The following is a 19,522-nucleotide window of genomic DNA, read 5'->3' as shown; positions in this document are numbered from 1 at the left end:
TCGAAGCGGTCAGGACTTGACGGCGCCTTCCATGATCCCCCGGACGAGTTGCCGTCCGCCGATCAGGAGCAGGATGATCAGCGGAACGGTGGCCACGAACGCGCCCGCCAGCACCCGCCGGTAGATGACGTAGTTTCCGCTGGCCAGGTCGGAGAGGGCCACCATCGAGGTCGGGAACTCGGTGCCGTTCAGCGTGATCAGCGGCCACTGGAAGTCGTTCCAGGCCATGACGAACGTGAGCAGCCCGAGCACGGCCAGGGCGGGCCTGATCGCCGGCAGCACGATGTTCCAGTAGACGCGCAGGGTCAGCGCGCCGTCGATGCGGGCCGACTCGACCAGCTCGTCCGGCACCGCGTGCGCGATGAACTGGCGCATGTAGAAGACGCCGAACGCGCTGACCAGGCCGGGCGCGATGACCGCGAGCAGGGTGCCGTTCCACTGCAACTTGCCCATCACGATGTAGAGCGCCACCACGCCGAGCTGGTTGGGCACGGTCAGGGTCAGGATCACCACGACCATCAGCGCGTTACGGCCGCGGAAGCGCAACTTGGCGAAGGCGAAGCCGGCCAGCGAACAGAAGAACAGCGTGGCCAGGGTGATCGTCGTGGCGGTGATGAAGCTGTTGATCAGCGAGGCCGTGAAGTAGACGTCCTGGAGCGTGAAGACCTCGTTGAGGTTCACCATCAGCTGGTTGCCGGGAAGGATCGAGGGCGGCATCTTCGTGACCGCCTCGTCGGCGCTCGTCGCGATCACGAACATCCAGTACACCGGGAACGCCGAGAGAATCATGATGAGGACCAGGCCGGTGTACGTCTTCCACGTGCCGGGTGTGTCCTGCGGCGCCCTGAGGGCGTAGCGGTGGGTGCTCACCGGTCACCTCCGATCCGCTTGGTGAGCAGGGCGTTGACGCCGGCCACGACCAGGATGATCAGGAACAGGGCCCAGGACATCGCGGCCGCGTAGCCCAGGTTGAGGTCCTTCCAGCCGACCTTGTAGATGAGCTGGGCGATCGTCTGGAACTGGTGGTCGGAGCCGCCGTAGGCCAACTGCGGGTTCTCGTCGAACATCATCGGCTCGTTGAACAGCTGCAGCCCGCCGATGGTCGACAGGATCACCGTGAAGACCACGACCGGCTGGATCATGGGTACGGTGATCCGCCACAGCTGCCGCCACGGGCCGGCGCCGTCCACGGCGGCCGCCTCGTACACGTCCTTGGGAATGGTCTGCATCGCGCTCAGGTAGAGCAGCGCGTTGTAGCCGATCCACTTCCAGTTGACCATCGTGGCGATCGCGATCCAGCTGCTCCACTTGGCCGCCCGCCAGTCGAGCGGGTCGTCCTGGCCGAAGCCGACCAGCGACAGGAACCAGTTGGCCATCCCGTAGTCGCGGGAGAAGAAGACCGCGAAGACCAGGGTCGAGGCGACGACCGGGGTCAGATAGGGCAGCAGTACGCCGATCCGCCACCAGGTCGTCGCCCGCAGCTTCCGGTTGAGAAGGTTGGCGAGGATCAGCGCCGCGATCAGCTGGGGCACGGTGGAGAGGATGAAGATGCCGAACGTGTTGCCCAGCGCGTTCCAGAAGTCCTCGTCGGACAGCAGCCGGGTGAAGTTGCCGAAGCCGGCCCAGCCGGTCAGCGTCGGGTCGTCGAGGCGCCAGTTCCGCAGCGCCACCACGCCGTTGAAGATGATCGGGAACAGCCCGAAGAAGCCGAACAGGATGAAGAACGGGGCGATCAGTGCGTACGGGATGGTCTTGATGTCGAACCGGTAGAGCCATTGCTTGGCCTTGTTCGGCGTCTTGGGCGGCTCGGCCCGGTGGTGCGCTGCCGGCCGGAGCTGGGTGAGGGACACGGCCACTCCTAGGTGGGGGCGGGGCGGCCCGAAGGCCGCCCCGCCTCTCGACTGAGGGTCAGGACTTGGCGGCCTTCTCGGCTTCCTTGACCGCCTCGGCCCAGGCCGCTTCCGGCTTCAGGCCCCCCTGCTGCACGCGGGTGATGACGTTCTCGACCGCGACGCGGGTCGGGCCGTTCTTCTTGCCCAGGTACTGCGGCTTCAGGTTCTCCGCGGTGGCCGCGAAGATCTGGCCGGTGGGGGCGTTGCTCATGAATTCCTTCTTGTAGTCCAGCACCGCCGGGTCCTTGTAGAGCGCCGGCTGCGAGGGCAGGTTGCCGACGGTCTTGAAGACCTCGATCTGCTGCTCGGGCTGAACCATCCACTTCACGAAGTCGACCGCCGCGTCGACGTTCTTGCCCTGGGCCGGCACGGTCCACCAGGAGCCACCCCAGTTGCCGCCGCCGCCGGGGATCGAGGCGATGTCCCACTTGCCCTTCTGCTCGGGCGCGGTGTCCTGGATGTGGCCGAGCATCCACGCCGGGCAGGCCAGCACGGCGAACTGGTCCTTCTTGAAGCCCTGGTCCCAGTTGGGCTGGAAGCTGGCCAGGTCGGCCGAGATGTCGGCCTGGATGGCCTTCATGCTCGCCTCGAACGCGACCTTGGGGCCGCCGTCCATCTTCAGCTGCTCCTGCTCGTCGTAGAAGCCGACCGGCTGCTGGGCGAGCACGGGGTTGAACATGTTGGTGCCGGAGTCGACGAACTTCTTGCCGGTCTTGGCCTTGTACTGCTTGCCGACCTCGATGAACTGGTCCCAGTTGGTCCAGAGTTTGCTGACGGCCTCCCGGTCGGTGGGCAGGCCGGCCTTCTTGAACAGGTCGGTGCGGTAGCACATGGCCAGGCCGCCGACGTCGGTGCCGAGGCCGATCTGCTTGCCGTCGGCCGACAGCGACTGCTTCCACTTCCAGGGCAGGTACTTCGACTCGAACTCGGCGCCGCCCTTGTCGAGGTAGTTGACGAACTTGTCCGCCTGGCTGCGGAACTGAACGATGAAGCCCTCGTCGATCGCGGAGATGTCCGGGGCACCGTTGCCGGCCACCAGCTTCTTCTGCAGGTCCTCGTGCTGGGCGTTGTACTCGCCCGAGTTCAGCACGATCTTGACGTTCGGGTGGTCCTTCTCGTACGCGGCCTTGAGTTTGTCGAGGCCCATGTCGCCCCAGAAGGCGATCTTGAGCGTGACCTGGCCGCCGTTCGCCTTGTCGTCGTTGCCACCCTCGAGCGCCTGCCCGCTGCATCCGGCGACCACGAGAGTGGCCGCGATGCCCGCGGCGGCGGCACGGAGAGTCCGTTTGCCCAGCCGTTCCATTGCGCCTCCATGACGGAGAGAAGAATTCACTGAACCGGATAAGTTGTGGAGACGCTAAAGCTGACGTCGACGACTGTCAATAGCTTGTTACGGCGGTAATTTGGCAACGTTGTCAGTGGACGGTAAGCAGGACAAATCGGTAAATCAGGGCCATCGGCGTTTACAAACGGCACTGTGTGCGGCAACACTTAACCGATCAAGTCGGCGGGCCGATGTCGTGAAAGGCTTCGTGAGAGCGCTCTACCGATCCGTGCCAGGGCGGGGGACGCCGGTAAGCTCAGCGGGAACAGAGGAGACCGAGTGAAGCGGCCGACGATCGCCGACATCGCGCGGCGTGCCGGAGTGTCGAAAGGCGCCGTGTCGTACGCGCTCAACGGACAGCCGGGTGTCTCCGAGGCGACCCGCCAGCGCATCGTCGCGATCGCCCAGGAGATCGGTTTCAACCCGAACAGCGCCGCCCGTGCCCTGTCCGGGGCCAGCGCCCGCGCCGTGGGCCTGACCCTGTGCCGGCCGGCCCGGATGCTCGGCATCGAGCCGTTCTTCATGGGCCTGATCAGCGGCTTCGAGGCCGAGCTGGCGGCCCGGTCGTACGCGCTGACCCTCCAGGTCGTCGCCACGCCCGAGCTCGAGGTCGAGGTCTACCGCCGCTGGTGGGGCGAGCGCCGGATCGACGGCGTGATCGTCACCGACCTGCGGGAGAACGACGTCCGCATTCCCGTGCTCCAGCAGCTCCAGCTGCCGGCCGTGGTGATCGGCGGCCCCGGCGACACGGGCCGCATCACCCAGGTCTGGTCGGACGACGCCGGTGCGGTCACCGAGACGGTCCGCTACCTGGTCGCCCTCGGCCACCGCCGGATCGCCCGGGTCAGCGGCCTGCCCGATCTGCTGCACACGCAGACCCGTACGAAAGCCTTCTCCGCGGTCTGCGCGTCGCTCGGGCTCAACGAGGCGGTCACCGTGCCGTCCGACTACACCGGCGAGGAGGGCGGCCGGGCCACCCGGCGGCTGCTCATCGGCAACGACCGGCCCACGGCGATCATCTACGACAACGACGTGATGGCGGTGGCCGGCCTGGCCGTGGCGCAGGAGATGGGCCTGGCCGTCCCCGGCGACCTGTCCATCGTGGCCTGGGACGACTCGCCCCTGTGCAGCCTGGTCCACCCGCCGCTGACCGCCCTGAGCCGCGACATCGCCGAGTACGGGGCGCACGCCGCCCGCGAGCTCCTGGCCGCCATCGACGGCAAACAGGTCGGCAACGTCGAGGCCGGCACGGCCCACCTCACCCCGAGGGGAAGTACGGCGCCTCCCCGCTGAGCCGTTCCCACCGGGCAACATTTCTCGTTGCTCGATCCATGGGCGCACCGAACAAGCTGAGCCATCGGCAGATCGTGGAAGTGCTGGCCGGGCTGATGCTCGGCATGTTCCTCGCGGCTCTCGACCAGACCATCGTCACCGCGGCCATCCGGACCATCGGCGACGATCTGCACGGACTGAGCATGCAGGCCTGGGTTACCACGGCCTACCTGATCACGGCGACGATCTCGACTCCGCTGTACGGGAAACTCTCCGACATCTACGGGCGCAAGCGCTTCTTCCTGGCCGCCATCACCATCTTCGTGATCGGGTCGGCCGCCTGCGCCTTCGCCGGCTCGATGTATCAGCTGGCCGGCTTCCGCGCGATGCAGGGCCTGGGCGCGGGCGGCCTGTTCTCGCTCGCTCTGGCCATCGTCGGCGACCTCGTGCCACCCCGCGAACAGGCCCGCTACCAGGGATACTTCCTGGCCGTCTTCGGGTCGGCGAGCGTGCTCGGCCCGGTGATCGGCGGCTTCTTCGCGGGCGCCGACGAGATCCTGGGCATCTCCGGGTGGCGGTGGGTCTTCCTGGTCAACGTGCCGATCGGCGCCCTCGCCCTGGTCGTGGTGGCGCGCGTGCTGCGGATCCGGCACGAGCGGCGCGACCACCGCATCGACTGGTGGGGCGCGCTGACCATCTGCCTCTGCCTCGGCCCGCTGCTCACCGTGGCCGAGCAGGGCCGGGAGTGGGGCTGGACCTCGGCCCGTTCGATCGCCTGCTACGCCGTGGGCGGGGCCGGGCTGCTGCTCTTCCTGCTGGCCGAGCGGCTCATGCGGGAGGAGGCGCTGATCCCGCTGCGGTTCTTCCGCAACCGGACCTTCGCGCTCACCGCGGGCGGCGGATTCGTGGTGGGCATGGGGATGTTCGGGGGGCTTGCGCTACTTCCGCTCTATCTGCAGATCGTGCGTGGAGCGACACCGACCGAGTCCGGGCTCCAGCTGCTGCCGATGACCGCCGGGATCATGCTGGGCTCGCTGATCTCGGGGCAGGTGATCAGCCGCACCGGGCGGTACCGGATCTTCCCGGTGCTCGGCGCCTCTCTCATGATCGTCGGGCTCCTGCTGTTGCACCTGGTCGGCGCGGAAACGCCGTACTGGGAAACCGGTCTTTTCATGGGGGTTTTCGGCCTGGGCCTCGGAGGGGTGCTGCAGCCGGTCACGCTGGCAGTGCAGAACGCCATGGCGCGCTCGGAGATCGGGGTGGCCACGGCGTCGTCGACGTTCTTCCGCCAGATGGGCGCCACCGCCGGCACGGCGATCTTCCTGTCGGTGCTGTTCGCGACGGTCGGCGACAAAATCGGCGACGCTTTCCGGGACGCGGCCGACGATCCGGCCTTCCAGAACGCGCTCAAGGCACCGGCGCCCGGCGACCAGCCGATCCTGGACGCGATGCGGGGGCGGCCGGCGCTCGACGACACGTCGTTCCTGGAGCGGGTCACTCCGGTGCTGGCCCACCCGTTCAAGGTCGGCTTCTCCGACGCGATGGGCACCCTGTTCCTGCTCGCGGCGGCGGTCCTCGTGGTGGCGTTCGCCCTCTTCCTGTTCCTGCCCGGCCTGCCCCTACGCACCCGAGCCGACCACACGCCCGCCACCGATTCGGCCGCCACCGATCCCGTCGCCACCGATCCCGCCGCCACCGATCCCGCCGCTGCCGATTCCGCCGCCACCGATTCCGCCGCCACCGATTCCGCCGCTGCCGATTCCGCCGCCGAACCTTTCGCTGAACGCGGTACCGAACGCGCCGCCGAGCCCTTCGCCGGACGCGGCGCCAAGCCTTTGGCTGAGCGCGGCGCCGGGCCCTTCACTGAGTGCGGCGCCGAGCCCTTCGCTGAACGCGGCACCGAATGCGGCGCCGAGCCCTTCACCGAATCCGACCGCCGGGCCGAATCCGAGCCCGGCGTGCGGGCCGAGCCTGTGGCCGCCCGTGCGGCACACGTCGAAAGGAAGCCCACAGTGGACACCAAGGACTTCGAGGCCGTCGTCCTGGGCCGGATCGACGGGCCCGGCGGGCTGCCGCTGCCGGGGGCCACCCTCACGATCACCGATTTCCACGGGCGGGAGCTGGCCCGGGCCAGGACCGACCTTGAGGGTACGTACCGAATGACGCTCGCCGCCGGAGGCTCGTTGCTCCTGATCTGCGCGGCCGAGAACCATCAGCCGGCGGCCGCCACCATCAACGTGGGCCCGGGCGAGATCCGCCGCGTGCTGTCACTGGCCGGCGCCGGCCAGATCACCGGCCGGGTGCTCGACCGGGCGGGCCGGCCCGTCGCCGGAACCGCACTGACGCTCACCGGCCCGCAAGGGGAGGTCGTCGCCACCGCCACCGCCGGCGCCGACGGCCGCTACGTGCTGCCCGGCCTGGCCGGCCGCGAGTACACGCTGACCGCCACGGCCCCGCACGCCGCCCCGGTCTCCCGCACGGTCTCACCGGACCACCCGGCCGACCTGACCCTGACCGTCGGCGGCGTGCTGACCGGCAACGTCCGGGCGGCCGGCTCCGGCCACCCGATCCCGCAGGCCTCGGTGCTGGCAGTGGACCACACGGGCGCGGTGGCCGGCGCCGCCACCACCGGCCCGGACGGCCGCTACGAACTGCACGACCTGCCCCCAGGGGTCTACACGGTCGCGGCCAGCGGCCACGCCCCGGTCGCGACCCGAGTCGAGCTGACCGGCGACCGCACCGACCACGACATCACCCTCGGCCGCCCGATCCCGGCCTGACCGCCCGCCGCCCTGCCACAATCCGCGGGTCTTCCCCTCGAACGCGACCGTACGGACGAAGAGACTGCGACGCGCGAGACACCGTCACCCGCCGCCCGAGGCGGATCAGCGGCGCCGCAAAGGTTCCTCGAGCCCGTCTCCGGTGACAGCACGCGGAGGATTACGCGACCGCCGACCGCCGACCGCCGTGGGCGATCGCCGACCGCCGTGCAGCAGCCGGCGTGCGCCGACCGCCGACCGCCGTGCGCGATCCCCGACCGCCGTGCTGCGACTGTCGTGCGCCGACTGCCGACTGCCGACCGCTGACGGCCGACCGGCAACTGTCGTGCGCCGACTGCCGACTGCCGACTGCCGTCCGCTGACGGCCGACCGGCAACTGTCGTGCGCCGACGGCGAGCTAGCTCGGCGACCAGCAGCACGCTCGTCGCGCCGGCGGTCAGGCGGAACGGCGTGGAGCCGAAGCAAGACCACGACCACCTTCGTGCCAGGCTCGGCCGAGACGCCCTTCGACGAGGTGGGGAATCGGCCGGCTCACGCCGTAGGAAGCCACTTCGATCAGCGCCGGCGCGGCTTGTCCGCCTCGGCGAGGGTGTCGCCCGCGCTGGCCGCCATAGGGGTCGGCGTGGCCGCGCGGTTCGCCCTCATGGTTGGTGTGGCCGCGCGTTCGTCCTCATGGTCGGTGTGGCCGCGTTAGGGGTCGGTGTGGCCGCGCGGGTTGCTGTCATGGTCGCGGTGGCGGCGTGGGTTGCTGTCATGGTCGGTGTGGCCGGGTCGGTCCTGTCGGTGTAGGCGGGCGCCGCTGGAGAGGGCCGGGACCGGATCAGGGAAAGCCGAAAGAGGCCCCGCACCGGGAAGGTGCGGGGCCTCGCTGTGGCGTGAGCGTCCTACTCGGGGACGCGGCGGTAGGCGCCGTCGCTGGCGCTTGTGGCCATGGAGGCGTAGGCGCGCAGGGCGGCCGACACCGGGCGCTGGCGGTCGACCGGGGAGTACGGCTTGGCGCGCCGTTCCTCCTCGTGGCGGCGCTGGGCCAGCTCGTCGTCGTGGACGTTGAGGGTGATGCTGCGGCCCGGGATGTCGATGGTGATCTCGTCGCCGGTCTGGACCAGCGCGATCAGGCCGCCCGCCGCCGCCTCGGGGGAGACGTGGCCGATGGACAGGCCGCTGGTGCCGCCGGAGAAGCGGCCGTCGGTGATCAGCGCGCACGCCTTGCCCAGGCCGCGGCCCTTGAGGAAGCTGGTCGGGTACAGCATCTCCTGCATGCCGGGGCCGCCCTTCGGGCCCTCGTAGCGGATGATCACGATGTCGCCCTCGACGACCTCCTTGCCGAGGATGCCGTCGACCGCCGCGTCCTGCGACTCGTAGACGCGGGCGGGGCCGGTGAACTTCCAGATCGACTCGTCGACGCCGGCGGTCTTGACGACGCAGCCGTCGGGCGCGAGGTTGCCGAACAGGATGGCCAGGCCGCCGTCGACGGTGTAGGCGTGGTCGACCGAGCGGATGCAGCCGTTCACGCTGTCGGTGTCGAGGGTCGCCCAGCGGTTCTCCGTGCTGAACGGCTGGGTGGTGCGCACGCCGCCGGGCGCCGCGTGGAAGAGCTCCAGCGCCTCGTCAGAGGCTGACCCGCCGCGGATGTCCCATTTGTCGAGCCAGGTCGACAGGTCGGGCGAATGGACCGACCGGACATCTTGGCGAAGGGAGCCGCCCCGGTTGAGCTCACCGAGCAGGGCCGGGATGCCGCCGGCCCGGTGCACGTCCTCCATGTGGTATTTCGGGCTGTTCGGGGCGACCTTGGACAGGCAGGGCACCCGGCGCGAGATGGCGTCGATGTCGGCCACGCTGAAGTCGAGCCCGGCCTCGCGGGCCGCGGCCAGCAGGTGCAGCACCGTGTTGGTCGAGCCGCCCATGGCCACGTCGAGCGCCACCGCGTTCTCGAAGGCCGACCGCGAGGCGATGTTGCGGGGAAGGACCGACTCGTCGTCCTTCTCGTAGTAGTCGCGGGCGATCTGCACGATCAGCTCGCCCGCCCTCTCGAAGAGCGCCTTGCGCGACGCGTGCGTGGCCAGCGTCGAGCCGTTGCCGGGCAGGGCCAGGCCGATCGCCTCGGTCAGGCAGTTCATCGAGTTGGCGGTGAACATGCCGGAGCAGGAGCCGCAGGTCGGGCAGGCCGAGCGCTCGATGGTGTCGAGCTGGGCGTCGGTCACCTTCTCGTTGGCGCTGGCGCTCATCGCGTCGACCAGGTCGAGCTTCTCGTGGACGATGCCCTCGATGGCGACCGTCTTGCCGGCCTCCATCGGGCCGCCGCTGACGAAGACGGTCGGGATGTTGAGCCGCAGGGCGGCGATCAGCATGCCGGGCGTGATCTTGTCGCAGTTCGAGATGCAGACCAGGGCGTCGGCGCAGTGCGCGTTGACCATGTACTCGACCGCGTCGGCGATCAGCTCGCGGCTGGGCAGTGAGTAGAGCATGCCGCCGTGGCCCATCGCGATGCCGTCGTCGACCGCGATCGTGTTGAACTCGCGGCCGACGCCGCCGGCCCGGGCGATCGAATCGGCGACCAGGCCGCCGAGGTCCTTGAGGTGCACATGACCCGGTACGAACTGCGTATAGCTGTTGGCGATCGCCACGATGGGCTTGCCGAAGTCGTCGTCGGTCATCCCGGTGGCGCGCCAGAGGGCACGCGCGCCGGCCATGGTCCGACCGTGGGTCGAGGTCCGGGAACGCAGGTCAGGCATCCCCTCATAGTGCCACTGGCCGGGACGTAAACGGCCGCTTGCGTCCACTTGACGGGATTCGAGGGGTGTTTTAATCGATGGAGATCAGGCAGAGTGTCCCCGTGCAGTCACCGTCCGGCGTGGAGCTGGCGGGACTCGTCGGCCTTCTGGTCGCGGTCCCGGCCGTCGCATTGCTGGGCAATTCCGGCCGCCGGCACACGGGAGCGGCCCGCCGGGCCCATCTGATCCTGGCCGCGGGCGGCGCCATCGTGACCGCCGCCGCGCTGGCCGGCGTGCTCAGTGTGCTGATCACCACTGCCACCCCGCCGAGGCTTGGTCTGGGCACCGCGGTGGCCGTCGGCACCGCGCTCGGCATTCTGCTCCTGCTGGTCGGCACGGCCGTCCTGCCCGGCGCCGCGGAGAGTCCCGGCGTGGCCGTCCGGCGCCTGCTCGACGGGCTGGTCGTGGCCGCCGCCATCTGGTTCGTCGGCTGGGTCCTGCTGAGCGAGCCGACCCGGATCCTCGGCGACTCGACTCCGATGGCCTGCCCGTCCGTGCTGGTGCCGGCCGCGTTCGCGGTCGTCTCGCTGGGCCTGACCATCGTGCTGGGCATGCACGCCCACCGCCCGCGCCTGATCACCGTGCGGGTGGCCACCGGGGTGACCGCCGTCGCGTTCGCCGCGGTCGCGATCGCCTCGGGCATCTGCCAGGACCACGACGGCGTGCTGCTGGGCGGCGCCCTCCTGCTCCCGGCCGGGCTCTTCGTGATCGCCCGGGCCGTGGAGGTGGCCGACCGGCCGGTCCAGGTGGTCGGCGACGTCGCCGACCGCAGCACCACGGCGTACGCCTTCGTGCCGATGGGTGCCATGGTCGTCGCGCTCGGCTTCCATCTGGCCCGGGGCGGCGAGTTCGGCCTGTACGGATATCTGGGGGCCGCCGTCGAGGGCCTGGCCCTGGTCACCCGGCAGTGGCTGGCCCTGCGCGACGTCCGCAAGTACACCCTCGAGCTGCGGCGGCGGGAGGCGCACTTCCGCGAGCTCGCGCACACCGATCCGCTGACCGGGCTGGCCAACCGGCGGGGGCTGCGCAAGGCGCTGCTCGACGACGAGGAGCCGCAGGTGCTGGTCGGCATCGACCTCGACGGCTTCAAGACGGTGAACGACATGCGCGGGCACGACGTGGGTGACGCGGTGCTGGTCGAGGTGGGTGAGCGGCTGCGCCGCAACCTGCTCGACGGCGACGTGGCGGCCCGGCTCGGCGGTGACGAGTTCGCGGTGCTCATGCGGGGCACGGCCGACGAGGCCATGCTGACGGCGCACCGGCTGCTGGCGGTGCTGTGTGAGCCGTACGAGGTGGATGGCGGTTCGGTCTTCCTGTCGGCCAGCCTGGGCGTGGCCGACACGGGCGAGCTGATCCGCGACGCCGACCTGGCCCTGCGCTACGCCAAGCAGCGCGGCAAGAACCGGGTCGAGCGCTACCAGGCCCGCTACGACGAGCTGCTGCGCCGCCGGGGCACGCTGGAGAGCGAGCTGCGGCACGCCATCGACCGTGACCAGCTGCGCCTGGTCTTCCAGCCGGTGGTGGCGCTGCCGTCGATGCGCCCGGTCGGGGCCGAGGCCCTGCTGCGCTGGCACCATCCGAGTCTGGGGGCGGTACGGCCGGACGAGTTCATCCCGGTCGCCGAGGAGTCCGGGCTGATCAACCGGATCGGCGCCTGGGTGCTGGAGCAGGCCGTCATCCAGCTCGCCGACTGGCTGGCCAAGGGCCACGACGTCTGGGTGTCGGTGAACCTCTCGCCCAAGGAGCTGCACGCCGTCGACTACGCCGGTCAGGTCGCCGACGTGCTGGCCGAGCACGGCGTACCGGCCCAGCGCCTGGTTCTGGAGGTGACCGAGCACGCGGTCGCCACCGACATGGAGGAGCTGATCAGCCGCCTCGCCGAGTTGCGGGCCACCGGCGTGCGGATCGCCCTCGACGACTTCGGCGCCGGCTATTCGTCGCTGGGTCAGCTGCGGACCCTGCCGGTCGACATCCTCAAGATCGACCACGCCCTGGTGGCCGAGCCCGAGTCGCGCACCGGCACGGCGGCGCCGCTGGTCGACGTCGTGGTGCGGATCGGGCACCGGCTCGGGCTGGAGGTGCTGGCCGAGGGCATCGGCACGCCGTCGCAGCGGGCGGTGGTGGAGGAGGCCGGCTGCCGGCTCGGTCAGGGCTCGCTGTTCGGCTGGGGCGTACCCGCCGAGCACCTCGAGGCCCAACTTCAGACGCTGCGCACCGGCACCCGCGCGCTGCCCGCGCCGCCCAAGCCGGCGCCGCCGAAGGACCAGCCCGCGCGCAGCCAGGTGGTGGCCCTCGGACCGGGGATGCGGCAGCTCAGGGCCGTGTTGCCGACCGACCCGTCGTTCGGCGCCCGAACGGGTGAGCCGTCCGAGTGATCAAAATGTGGGATCAGTTGACTCACCGCGTGAGATGCGGGAAGGTGTTTCCCATGTGCTTCGCGTCCCGAGTACTTATGTGAGCGCACTCCCGTCGGCTGATCGGCCGACCCGAGTGCGCTAGGTCCCGTGCTTCCCGCACGAGGGCCTTTTTTGTTGCTCAAGTACCGGACCGACTGACCCGTAAAGGTTTGTGAGTAGCCATGACGAGACCCACACCTGAGACTCTCGCCCACCGAGCCAACCCGGCCACTGTCGCGGCGGCCGCCTCCGCCTCGGCCGTAGCCTCCCCGGTCGCCACCTCGGGCGCCGGGTCGCTCGTGCGGTCGCTGGAAGCGCTCGGTGTCGAGGTCGCGTTCGGCATTCCCGGCGGCGCGATCCTCCCGGCGTACGACCCGCTCTACGACTCCAAGGTCCGCCACATCCTGGTCCGCCACGAGCAGGGCGCCGGGCACGCCGCCACCGGGTACGCGCAGGCCACCGGCAAGGTCGGCGTCTGCATCGCGACCAGCGGGCCGGGTGCCACCAACCTGGTGACCCCGATCGCCGACGCGTACATGGACTCGGTGCCGATCGTGGCCATCACCGGCCAGGTCGCCCGCCCGGCGATCGGCACCGACGCCTTCCAGGAGGCGGACATCCAGGGCATTACGCTGCCGATCACCAAGCACAACTTCCTGGTGCAGACGGCCGAGGAGATCCCGCGGATCCTGGCCGAGGCGTTCCACCTGGCCGCCACCGGCCGGCCCGGCCCGGTCCTGGTCGACATCCCGAAGGACGTGCTCCAGGCGCAGACCACGTTCACCTGGCCGCCGACGCTCGACCTGCCCGGCTACCGGCCCACGCTGCACCCGCACGGCAAGCAGATCCGCGAGGCGGCCCGGCTGATCGCCGCGGCCAAGCGCCCGGTGCTGTACGTGGGCGGCGGCGTGCTCAAGGCGGGCGCCACCGACGGGCTGAAGAAGCTGGCCGAGCTGACCGGCATCCCGGTCGTGACCACGCTGATGGCGCTCGGCGCCTTCCCCGACTCGCACCCGCAGCACCTGGGCATGCCGGGCATGCACGGCACGGTCCCGGCGGTGTACGCGCTGCAGAAGTCGGACCTGCTGATCACGTTGGGCGCCCGGTTCGACGACCGGGTCACCGGCCGGCTCGACTCGTTCGCGCCGGACGCCAAGGTCGTGCACGCCGACATCGACCCGGCCGAGATCGGCAAGAACCGGCACGCGGACGTCCCGATCGTGGGCGACGCCCGGCACGTGATCGACGAGCTGATCGCCGCGGTCTCCGCGAACAACGAGAAGAACAGCTACGAGGCCTGGTGGGCCGCGCTGAACGACCTGCGTGAGCGCTACCCGCTGGGCTACGACGAGCCGACCGACGGCACGCTGGCCCCGCAGTACGTGATCGAGCGGATCGGTGAGCTGGTCGGCCCCGACGCGATCTACGTGGCCGGCGTCGGGCAGCACCAGATGTGGGCCTCGCAGTTCATCAAGTACGAGAAGCCGGCCACCTGGCTCAACTCGGGCGGCGCCGGCACGATGGGCTACGCCGTCCCGGCGGCGATGGGCGCCAAGGTCGGCAAGCCGGACACGGCGGTCTGGGCGATCGACGGCGACGGCTGCTTCCAGATGACCAACCAGGAGCTCGCGACCTGCGCCCTGGAGGGCATCCCGGTCAAGATCGCCGTCATCAACAACGGCAACCTGGGCATGGTCCGGCAGTGGCAGACGCTGTTCTACGACGGCCGCTACTCGAACACCGAACTGGGTACGCACAAGCACCGCATCCCCGATTTCGTGAAGCTGGCCGAGGCGCTGGGCTGCATCGGGCTGCGCTGCGAGTCGAAGGACGACGTCGACAAGATCATCAAGCAGGCCATGGAGATCAACGACGCCCCGGTGGTCATCGACTTCACGGTCGGCAAGGACGCCATGGTGTGGCCGATGGTCGCGGCCGGCACGAGCAACGACGAGATCATGTTCGCCCGGGACGTGCGTCCCACCTTCGAAGAGGACGACCTCTGATGAACAGGCACACCCTCAGCGTGCTGGTCGAGAACAAGCCGAGCGTGCTGGCGCGCGTCAGCGGGCTGTTCTCGCGGCGCGGCTTCAACATCGACTCCCTGGCGGTCGGCGAGACGGAGAACCCGGACGTCAGCCGCATCACGATCGTGGTCAACGCCGACTCCTCACCCCTGGAGCAGGTGACCAAGCAGCTCAACAAGCTGGTGAACGTCCTCAAGATCGTGGAGCTGGACCCGCAGCAGTCGGTCCAGCGCGAGCTCCTGCTGGTCAAGGTGCGCGCCGACCGCGCGCAGCGCAGCCAGGTGCTCGAGACGGTCGAGTTGTTCCGGGCGAGGGTGATCGACGTCGCTCCGGACACCCTCACCATCGAGGCCACGGGCAACCCCGACAAGCTTGACGCGTTGCTGCGCGACCTCGAGCCGTACGGCATCAAAGAGATGGTCCAGTCGGGCCTCGTGGCCATCGGCCGCGGTTCTCGCTCCATCACCACCGGCCCGGCGCTCCGCGCCGCCTAAGTACGAAGGAATGCAATGACCGCCGAAGTTTTCTACGACGACGACGCCGACCTCTCGATCATCCAGGGCAAGAAGGTCGCCGTGATCGGGTACGGCAGCCAGGGCCACGCCCACTCGCTGTCGCTGCGTGACTCGGGCGTCGAGGTGGTGGTCGGCCTCAAGGAGGGCTCGAAGAGCCGGGCCAAGGCCGAGGAGCAGGGCCTCGAGGTCAAGACGCCGGCCGAGGCGTCGGCCTGGGCCGACGTGATCATGCTGCTGGCGCCGGACACCGCGCAGCGCAAGATCTACGCCGAGTCGATCGCCCCCCACCTGACCGCGGGCAAGGCGCTCTTCTTCGGGCACGGCCTCAACATCCGGTTCGAGCTCATCAAGCCCCCGGCCGACGTGACCGTCGCCATGGTCGCCCCCAAGGGCCCGGGCCACCTGGTCCGCCGCCAGTACGTGGACGGCAAGGGTGTGCCGTGTCTGGTCGCCGTCGAGCAGGACCCGACCGGCGAGGGCCTCGCGCTCGCCCTCTCCTACGCGAAGGCCATCGGTGGCGCCCGGGCCGGCGTCATCAAGACCACCTTCAAGGAGGAGACCGAGACCGACCTGTTCGGCGAGCAGGCCGTGCTCTGCGGCGGCACCGCCGCCCTGGTGCAGACCGGTTTCGAGGTGCTCACCGAGGCCGGTTACGCCCCGGAGATCGCCTACTTCGAGTGCCTGCACGAGCTCAAGCTGATCGTCGACCTCATGTACGAGGGCGGCATCTCCCGCATGCGCTACAGCGTGTCGGACACCGCCGAGTTCGGTGACTACGTCAGCGGCCCGCGGGTCATCAACGCCGAGACCAAGGCCGAGATGAAGCGGATCCTGGCCGACATCCAGTCCGGCGAGTTCACCCGCCAGCTGATCGAGGACGACGACAACGGCCGTCCGCTGCTGACCAAGTACCGCGAGCAGGGCGCCAACCACCCGATCGAGGTCACCGGCCGCAAGCTGCGCGACATGATGAGCTGGGTCGACCGGCCCATCACCGAGACCGCCTGATTTGTCGATAAAATGCCCGGCCCCGACAACGGGGCCGGGCATTTTTTATTGCGGAAACAGCTCTGTTACATGCGTGGGTAACCTCGCGATATGAGACTGGCTGATTCTTTTCGGAGTGAGCGTTTCGGGGCGGTCCGGATCCACGAGCTCCAGAGGGTCATCGAGCTGGATTCCGGCAGCTCGGAGGCGCTGCGTGCGGTCGAATCGCAAATGGTTGTCGTCGTTCCGTGCATGAATGAGACACGCTCGGTCGTCGAGGGTGTCCTTTCCGGAATTCCGCACGACTGCCTCATCGTGCTGGTCTCGAACAGTGACCGGCAGCCGGTCGACCGCTATGAGATAGAGGCGCAGACGGTCGAGCAATTCTGCCGTCTCGCCGGGCGCTCGGCCATCACCGTGCATCAGCGCGACCCCGGTGTGGCCGCGGCCATGAAGGCGGCCGGCATGCCCGAACTGATCGACGACGACGGTCTCGTGCGGGCCGGCAAGGGCGAGGCCATGCTGCTCGGCATGGCGCTGGCGGCGATGACCGGCCGCCGGTACATCGGCTACGTCGACGCCGACAACTACGTGCCGGGATCGGTGCACGAGTACTGCAAGGTCTACGCGGCCGGGCTGGCGCAGGCCGATTCCCCGTACGCCATGGTCCGGATCTCCTGGCACTCGAAGCCCAAGCTGCGTGACGGCCGGCTGTTCTTCAGCCGCAAGGGCCGCAGCTCGCAGATCACCAACGAGTGGCTCAACCGGTTCCTGGCCGAGTACTCGGGCTTCGGCACCGAGGTGATCGCCACCGGCAACGCCGGCGAGCACGCGATGACCCTCGACCTCGGCCTGAAGCTGCGGATCGCCGGCGGTTTCGCGGTCGAGCCGTACGAGTACCTGGATCTGTTCGAACAGTTCGGCGGGGTGCTGGAGAGCACCGACCCGGACGTGATGGCCAGCTCGGTGCCGGTCCTGCAGGTCGAGACCCGCAACCCGCACTTCCACGACAACAAGGGCGAGGAGCACGTGCGGGGGATGCGGATGCAGGCCCTCAACGTGCTCTACCACTCGCCGGTGACGCTCCCGTCCGTACGTCAGGCGATTCTGGATTTCATGGTCGAGCAGGGGGCTCTGGCGACCGGCCAGGAGCCGCCCCGCGAACGGGTCTACCCGCCGGTGGGCACGCTCGACCTGGACCTTCTCTACGACGCGCTGGACGCCGAGGCGCTCAGTTTCCGCCAGCCGGACGGTATGGCCCTGGTCGGCCGCCCGCCGGCGCCGCCGATCGACCGTGCGTCGATACCACGCAGAGTCGCTTAGCGCTTACCATCGCGGACATCGACCGTCCGCAATGGAGGTAGCGCATGGCGCCCGTCGTCCTGATCGCCGAGGAGCTCGCGCCCTCCGCCGTCAGCATCCTCGCCCACGACTACGACGTCCGGGCGGTCGACGGCGCCGACCGGGCCGCCCTGCTGGCCGCGGTGGCCGAGGCCGACGCCCTGATCGTCCGCAGCGTCACCACCGTCGACGCCGCGGTGCTGACGGCCGGGCCGCGCCTGCGGGTGGTGGCGCGGGCCGGCGTCGGGCTCGACAACGTCGACGTGGCCACGGCGACCGCCCGCGGTGTCCTGGTGGTCAACGCGCCCACCAGCAACATCGTCTCGGCCGCGGAGCAGGCGATCGCGCTGCTCCTCGCGGTCGCGCGGCACACGGTCACCGCCTCGGCCGCGCTCAAGGCGGGCCGCTGGGAACGATCGCGCTTCACCGGCGTCGAGGTGCAGGGCAAGACGGTCGGCGTGGTCGGGCTGGGCCGCATCGGCGTGCTCTTCGCCCAGCGCATGGCCGCCTTCGGCACCCGGCTGATCGCGTACGACCCGTACATCCAGCCCGCCCGCGCCGCGCAGCTCGGCGTGCGTCTCGTCGGCCTCGACGAACTGCTGCGGGAGAGCGACTTCATCTCGGTGCACCTGCCGCGCACCCCCGAGACCATGGGCCTGATCGGCGAGAAAGAGCTGGCCAAGGTCAAATTGGGGGTACGGATCGTGAACGCGGCCCGCGGCGGCCTGATCGACGAGGCGGCGCTGGCGGCGGCGCTGCGCGACGGGCGGGTGGCCGGCGCCGGCCTGGACGTCTTCGTGACCGAGCCGTCGACCTCGTCGCCGCTGTTCGATTTCGAGAACGTCGTCGTCACCCCGCACCTGGGCGCCTCGACCGCCGAGGCGCAGGACAAGGCCGGCCTCGCGGTGGCCCGCAGCGTCAAGCTGGCCCTGGACGGCGAATTCGTGCCGGACGCGGTGAACGTGCAGGCCGGCGGGGTGGTCGACGAGGACGTACGGCCGCTGCTGTCCCTGGCCGAGAAACTCGGCAAGGTCTTCACCGCGGTGGCCGGCGGCGTCGCGGCCAGCGTCTCCGTCGAGGTACGGGGGGAGATCGTCTCGCATGACGTGGCGGTGCTCCGCCTCGCGGCCACCAAGGGGCTGTTCACCTCGGTCGTGGACGAGCGGGTGACGTACGTGAACGCGCCCCAGCTGGCCGCCGACCGGGGTGTCGAGGTCGAGCTGGTGGTCAGCGAGGAGCCGTGCGAACACCAGAACCTGGTGATCGTGCGCGGCGCCCTGCCGGACGGCCGGCGGGTCAGCGTGGCCGGCACGCTCACCGTGACCGGGGTCCGGGAGACCGCCAAGCTGACCGGCGTCGACGACTTCGACCTGGACCTCAACGCCGACGGCGTCCTGCTGTTCTTCCGCTACAGCGACCGGCCCGGCGTGGTCGGCGCGATCGGCACGATCCTCGGCGAGGCGAACGTCAACATCGCGGCCATGCAGGTGGCCCGCCGCACGGCCGGTGGCGAGGCCCTGATGACGCTGACCGTGGACTCCTCGGTCGACGCGGAACTGCTCTCCACCGTGGCCGCCGCGATCGGATCCGCTCGCGGCCACGTGGTGGACCTGCGGCTCAACGGGTCCTGAGCGGGGGCGGATAGACCGTGCCGTCCTGCAGGTCGAGCAGGTCGAGGTTGAGCTCGGCGGCCAGCCGCTCGATCGTCTCGAGCACGACGTCCGGGCAGTTCTCGTCCAGCCTCATCTGGATGTGGTCGGCGGCAGCATGCAGCGGCGCGTGCGCCCAGGGGGAGCCGGGCGCCGAAGCGCGCGGGCCCCGGTCGGGATAGTCACTGGTCAGGGCGTCATAGAAGGCGACGACACGCGGGTCGGCCGGGCGTTGCGGGTGCTCGCCGCGCGCACAGCGCGCGTTGGCGGCCCGCACGGCGTCCGGCAGGTCCGTCTGGTCCATCGCCCACACCACGAGGTCGAAACTCACCCGGCGCATGCTGCCATCCGGCGCTTGCGAACTACGTTCCCGACACGCGGGGGATGCGTCTTGCGCGTCATTAGTCCGCATCGCTAGCGTTGTCCCTGCCGTACGAAACGTCGGTGGGCCCGTCTTCGGGTGACGTGCCCGCTGTCGCGCGTGCGGTTAGGTGTATTTCGGCGGGACCGAGCCACGCGTACTCGTCGCAACAGCCCCCTGGCCGTTTGCCGCGGTTCAGGGGGCTGT

The 19,522-nt window shown here is 69.9% G+C and carries 13 protein-coding genes; 8 read left to right on the top strand and 5 right to left on the bottom strand.

From position 1 onward, the window contains the following. Positions 1-9: 9 nt before the first annotated feature. The 3 genes from ACGFJ7_RS02785 to ACGFJ7_RS02775 form a co-directional block, all read right to left on the bottom strand. On the bottom strand, positions 10-789 hold the full coding sequence (locus tag ACGFJ7_RS02785; RefSeq protein ID WP_392641277.1) for a carbohydrate ABC transporter permease: 780 nt from the start codon (positions 787-789) through the stop codon (positions 10-12). A gap of 77 nt (positions 790-866) precedes the next feature. Continuing rightward, a complete protein-coding gene (locus ACGFJ7_RS02780; RefSeq protein WP_360242305.1) occupies positions 867-1,850 on the bottom strand; it encodes a sugar ABC transporter permease in 984 nt (327 codons plus the stop codon). A 58-nt stretch (positions 1,851-1,908) separates the two neighbouring features. Then, entirely contained in the window at positions 1,909-3,195 is a 1,287-nt protein-coding gene (locus ACGFJ7_RS02775; protein ID WP_392640468.1) for an extracellular solute-binding protein, read from the bottom strand. Between the two features lie 300 nt (positions 3,196-3,495). Between ACGFJ7_RS02775 and ACGFJ7_RS02770 the strand changes: the two genes are divergently transcribed. Together ACGFJ7_RS02770 and ACGFJ7_RS02765 are read left to right on the top strand one after the other, a co-directional pair. Beyond that, on the top strand, positions 3,496-4,509 hold the full coding sequence (locus tag ACGFJ7_RS02770) for a LacI family DNA-binding transcriptional regulator (RefSeq protein WP_360242299.1): 1,014 nt from the start codon (positions 3,496-3,498) through the stop codon (positions 4,507-4,509). Between the two features lie 38 nt (positions 4,510-4,547). Further along, entirely contained in the window at positions 4,548-7,268 is a 2,721-nt protein-coding gene (locus ACGFJ7_RS02765) for an MFS transporter (RefSeq protein ID WP_392640465.1), read from the top strand. Positions 7,269-8,152: 884 nt separating this feature from the next. On the opposite strand, the gene ilvD is transcribed toward ACGFJ7_RS02765, so the two are convergent. Further along, a complete protein-coding gene (ilvD, locus tag ACGFJ7_RS02760; protein ID WP_392640462.1) occupies positions 8,153-10,000 on the bottom strand; it encodes a dihydroxy-acid dehydratase in 1,848 nt (615 codons plus the stop codon). Positions 10,001-10,101: 101 nt separating this feature from the next. Between ilvD and ACGFJ7_RS02755 the strand changes: the two genes are divergently transcribed. From ACGFJ7_RS02755 to serA, 6 genes are all read left to right on the top strand, one after another. Next, positions 10,102-12,414 carry a putative bifunctional diguanylate cyclase/phosphodiesterase gene (locus ACGFJ7_RS02755; RefSeq protein WP_392640460.1) on the top strand — a complete coding sequence of 771 codons (2,313 nt, stop codon included), beginning with the start codon at positions 10,102-10,104 and terminating at the stop codon, positions 12,412-12,414. Positions 12,415-12,617: 203 nt separating this feature from the next. Then, positions 12,618-14,441, top strand: coding sequence for an acetolactate synthase large subunit (locus ACGFJ7_RS02750; protein WP_392640457.1), 1,824 nt, complete (start codon positions 12,618-12,620; stop codon positions 14,439-14,441). Continuing rightward, positions 14,441-14,956: an acetolactate synthase small subunit gene (gene ilvN / locus ACGFJ7_RS02745; protein ID WP_097318253.1), complete on the top strand. Its 516-nt coding sequence runs from the start codon at positions 14,441-14,443 to the stop codon at positions 14,954-14,956. Before ACGFJ7_RS02750 ends, ilvN begins: the two co-directional genes overlap by 1 nt. Positions 14,957-14,971: 15 nt before the next feature. Then, the gene (gene ilvC, locus ACGFJ7_RS02740; RefSeq protein ID WP_360242283.1) at positions 14,972-15,985 is read left to right on the top strand and encodes a ketol-acid reductoisomerase; all 1,014 of its coding nucleotides are present in this window, start codon (positions 14,972-14,974) and stop codon (positions 15,983-15,985) included. 90 nt (positions 15,986-16,075) lie between these two features. Further along, the gene (gene mpgS / locus ACGFJ7_RS02735) at positions 16,076-17,287 is read left to right on the top strand and encodes a mannosyl-3-phosphoglycerate synthase (RefSeq protein ID WP_392640453.1); all 1,212 of its coding nucleotides are present in this window, start codon (positions 16,076-16,078) and stop codon (positions 17,285-17,287) included. Positions 17,288-17,331: 44 nt separating this feature from the next. Further along, positions 17,332-18,936 carry a phosphoglycerate dehydrogenase gene (serA, locus tag ACGFJ7_RS02730; protein ID WP_360242277.1) on the top strand — a complete coding sequence of 535 codons (1,605 nt, stop codon included), beginning with the start codon at positions 17,332-17,334 and terminating at the stop codon, positions 18,934-18,936. Here serA and ACGFJ7_RS02725 read toward each other — a convergent pair. After that, complete coding sequence (locus ACGFJ7_RS02725; RefSeq protein ID WP_379036850.1) at positions 18,923-19,294, bottom strand: hypothetical protein; 372 nt, start codon at positions 19,292-19,294, stop codon at positions 18,923-18,925. The two genes, serA and ACGFJ7_RS02725, sit on opposite strands and share 14 nt — an antisense overlap. Positions 19,295-19,522 lie beyond the last annotated feature (228 nt).

The organism is Actinoplanes sp. NPDC048988 (genome assembly GCF_043197815.1).
In the GTDB taxonomy this organism is placed as follows: domain Bacteria; phylum Actinomycetota; class Actinomycetes; order Mycobacteriales; family Micromonosporaceae; genus Actinoplanes.
Note: the sequence above shows the minus strand (reverse complement) of the source record. Positions and strands in the feature narration are given on the sequence as shown.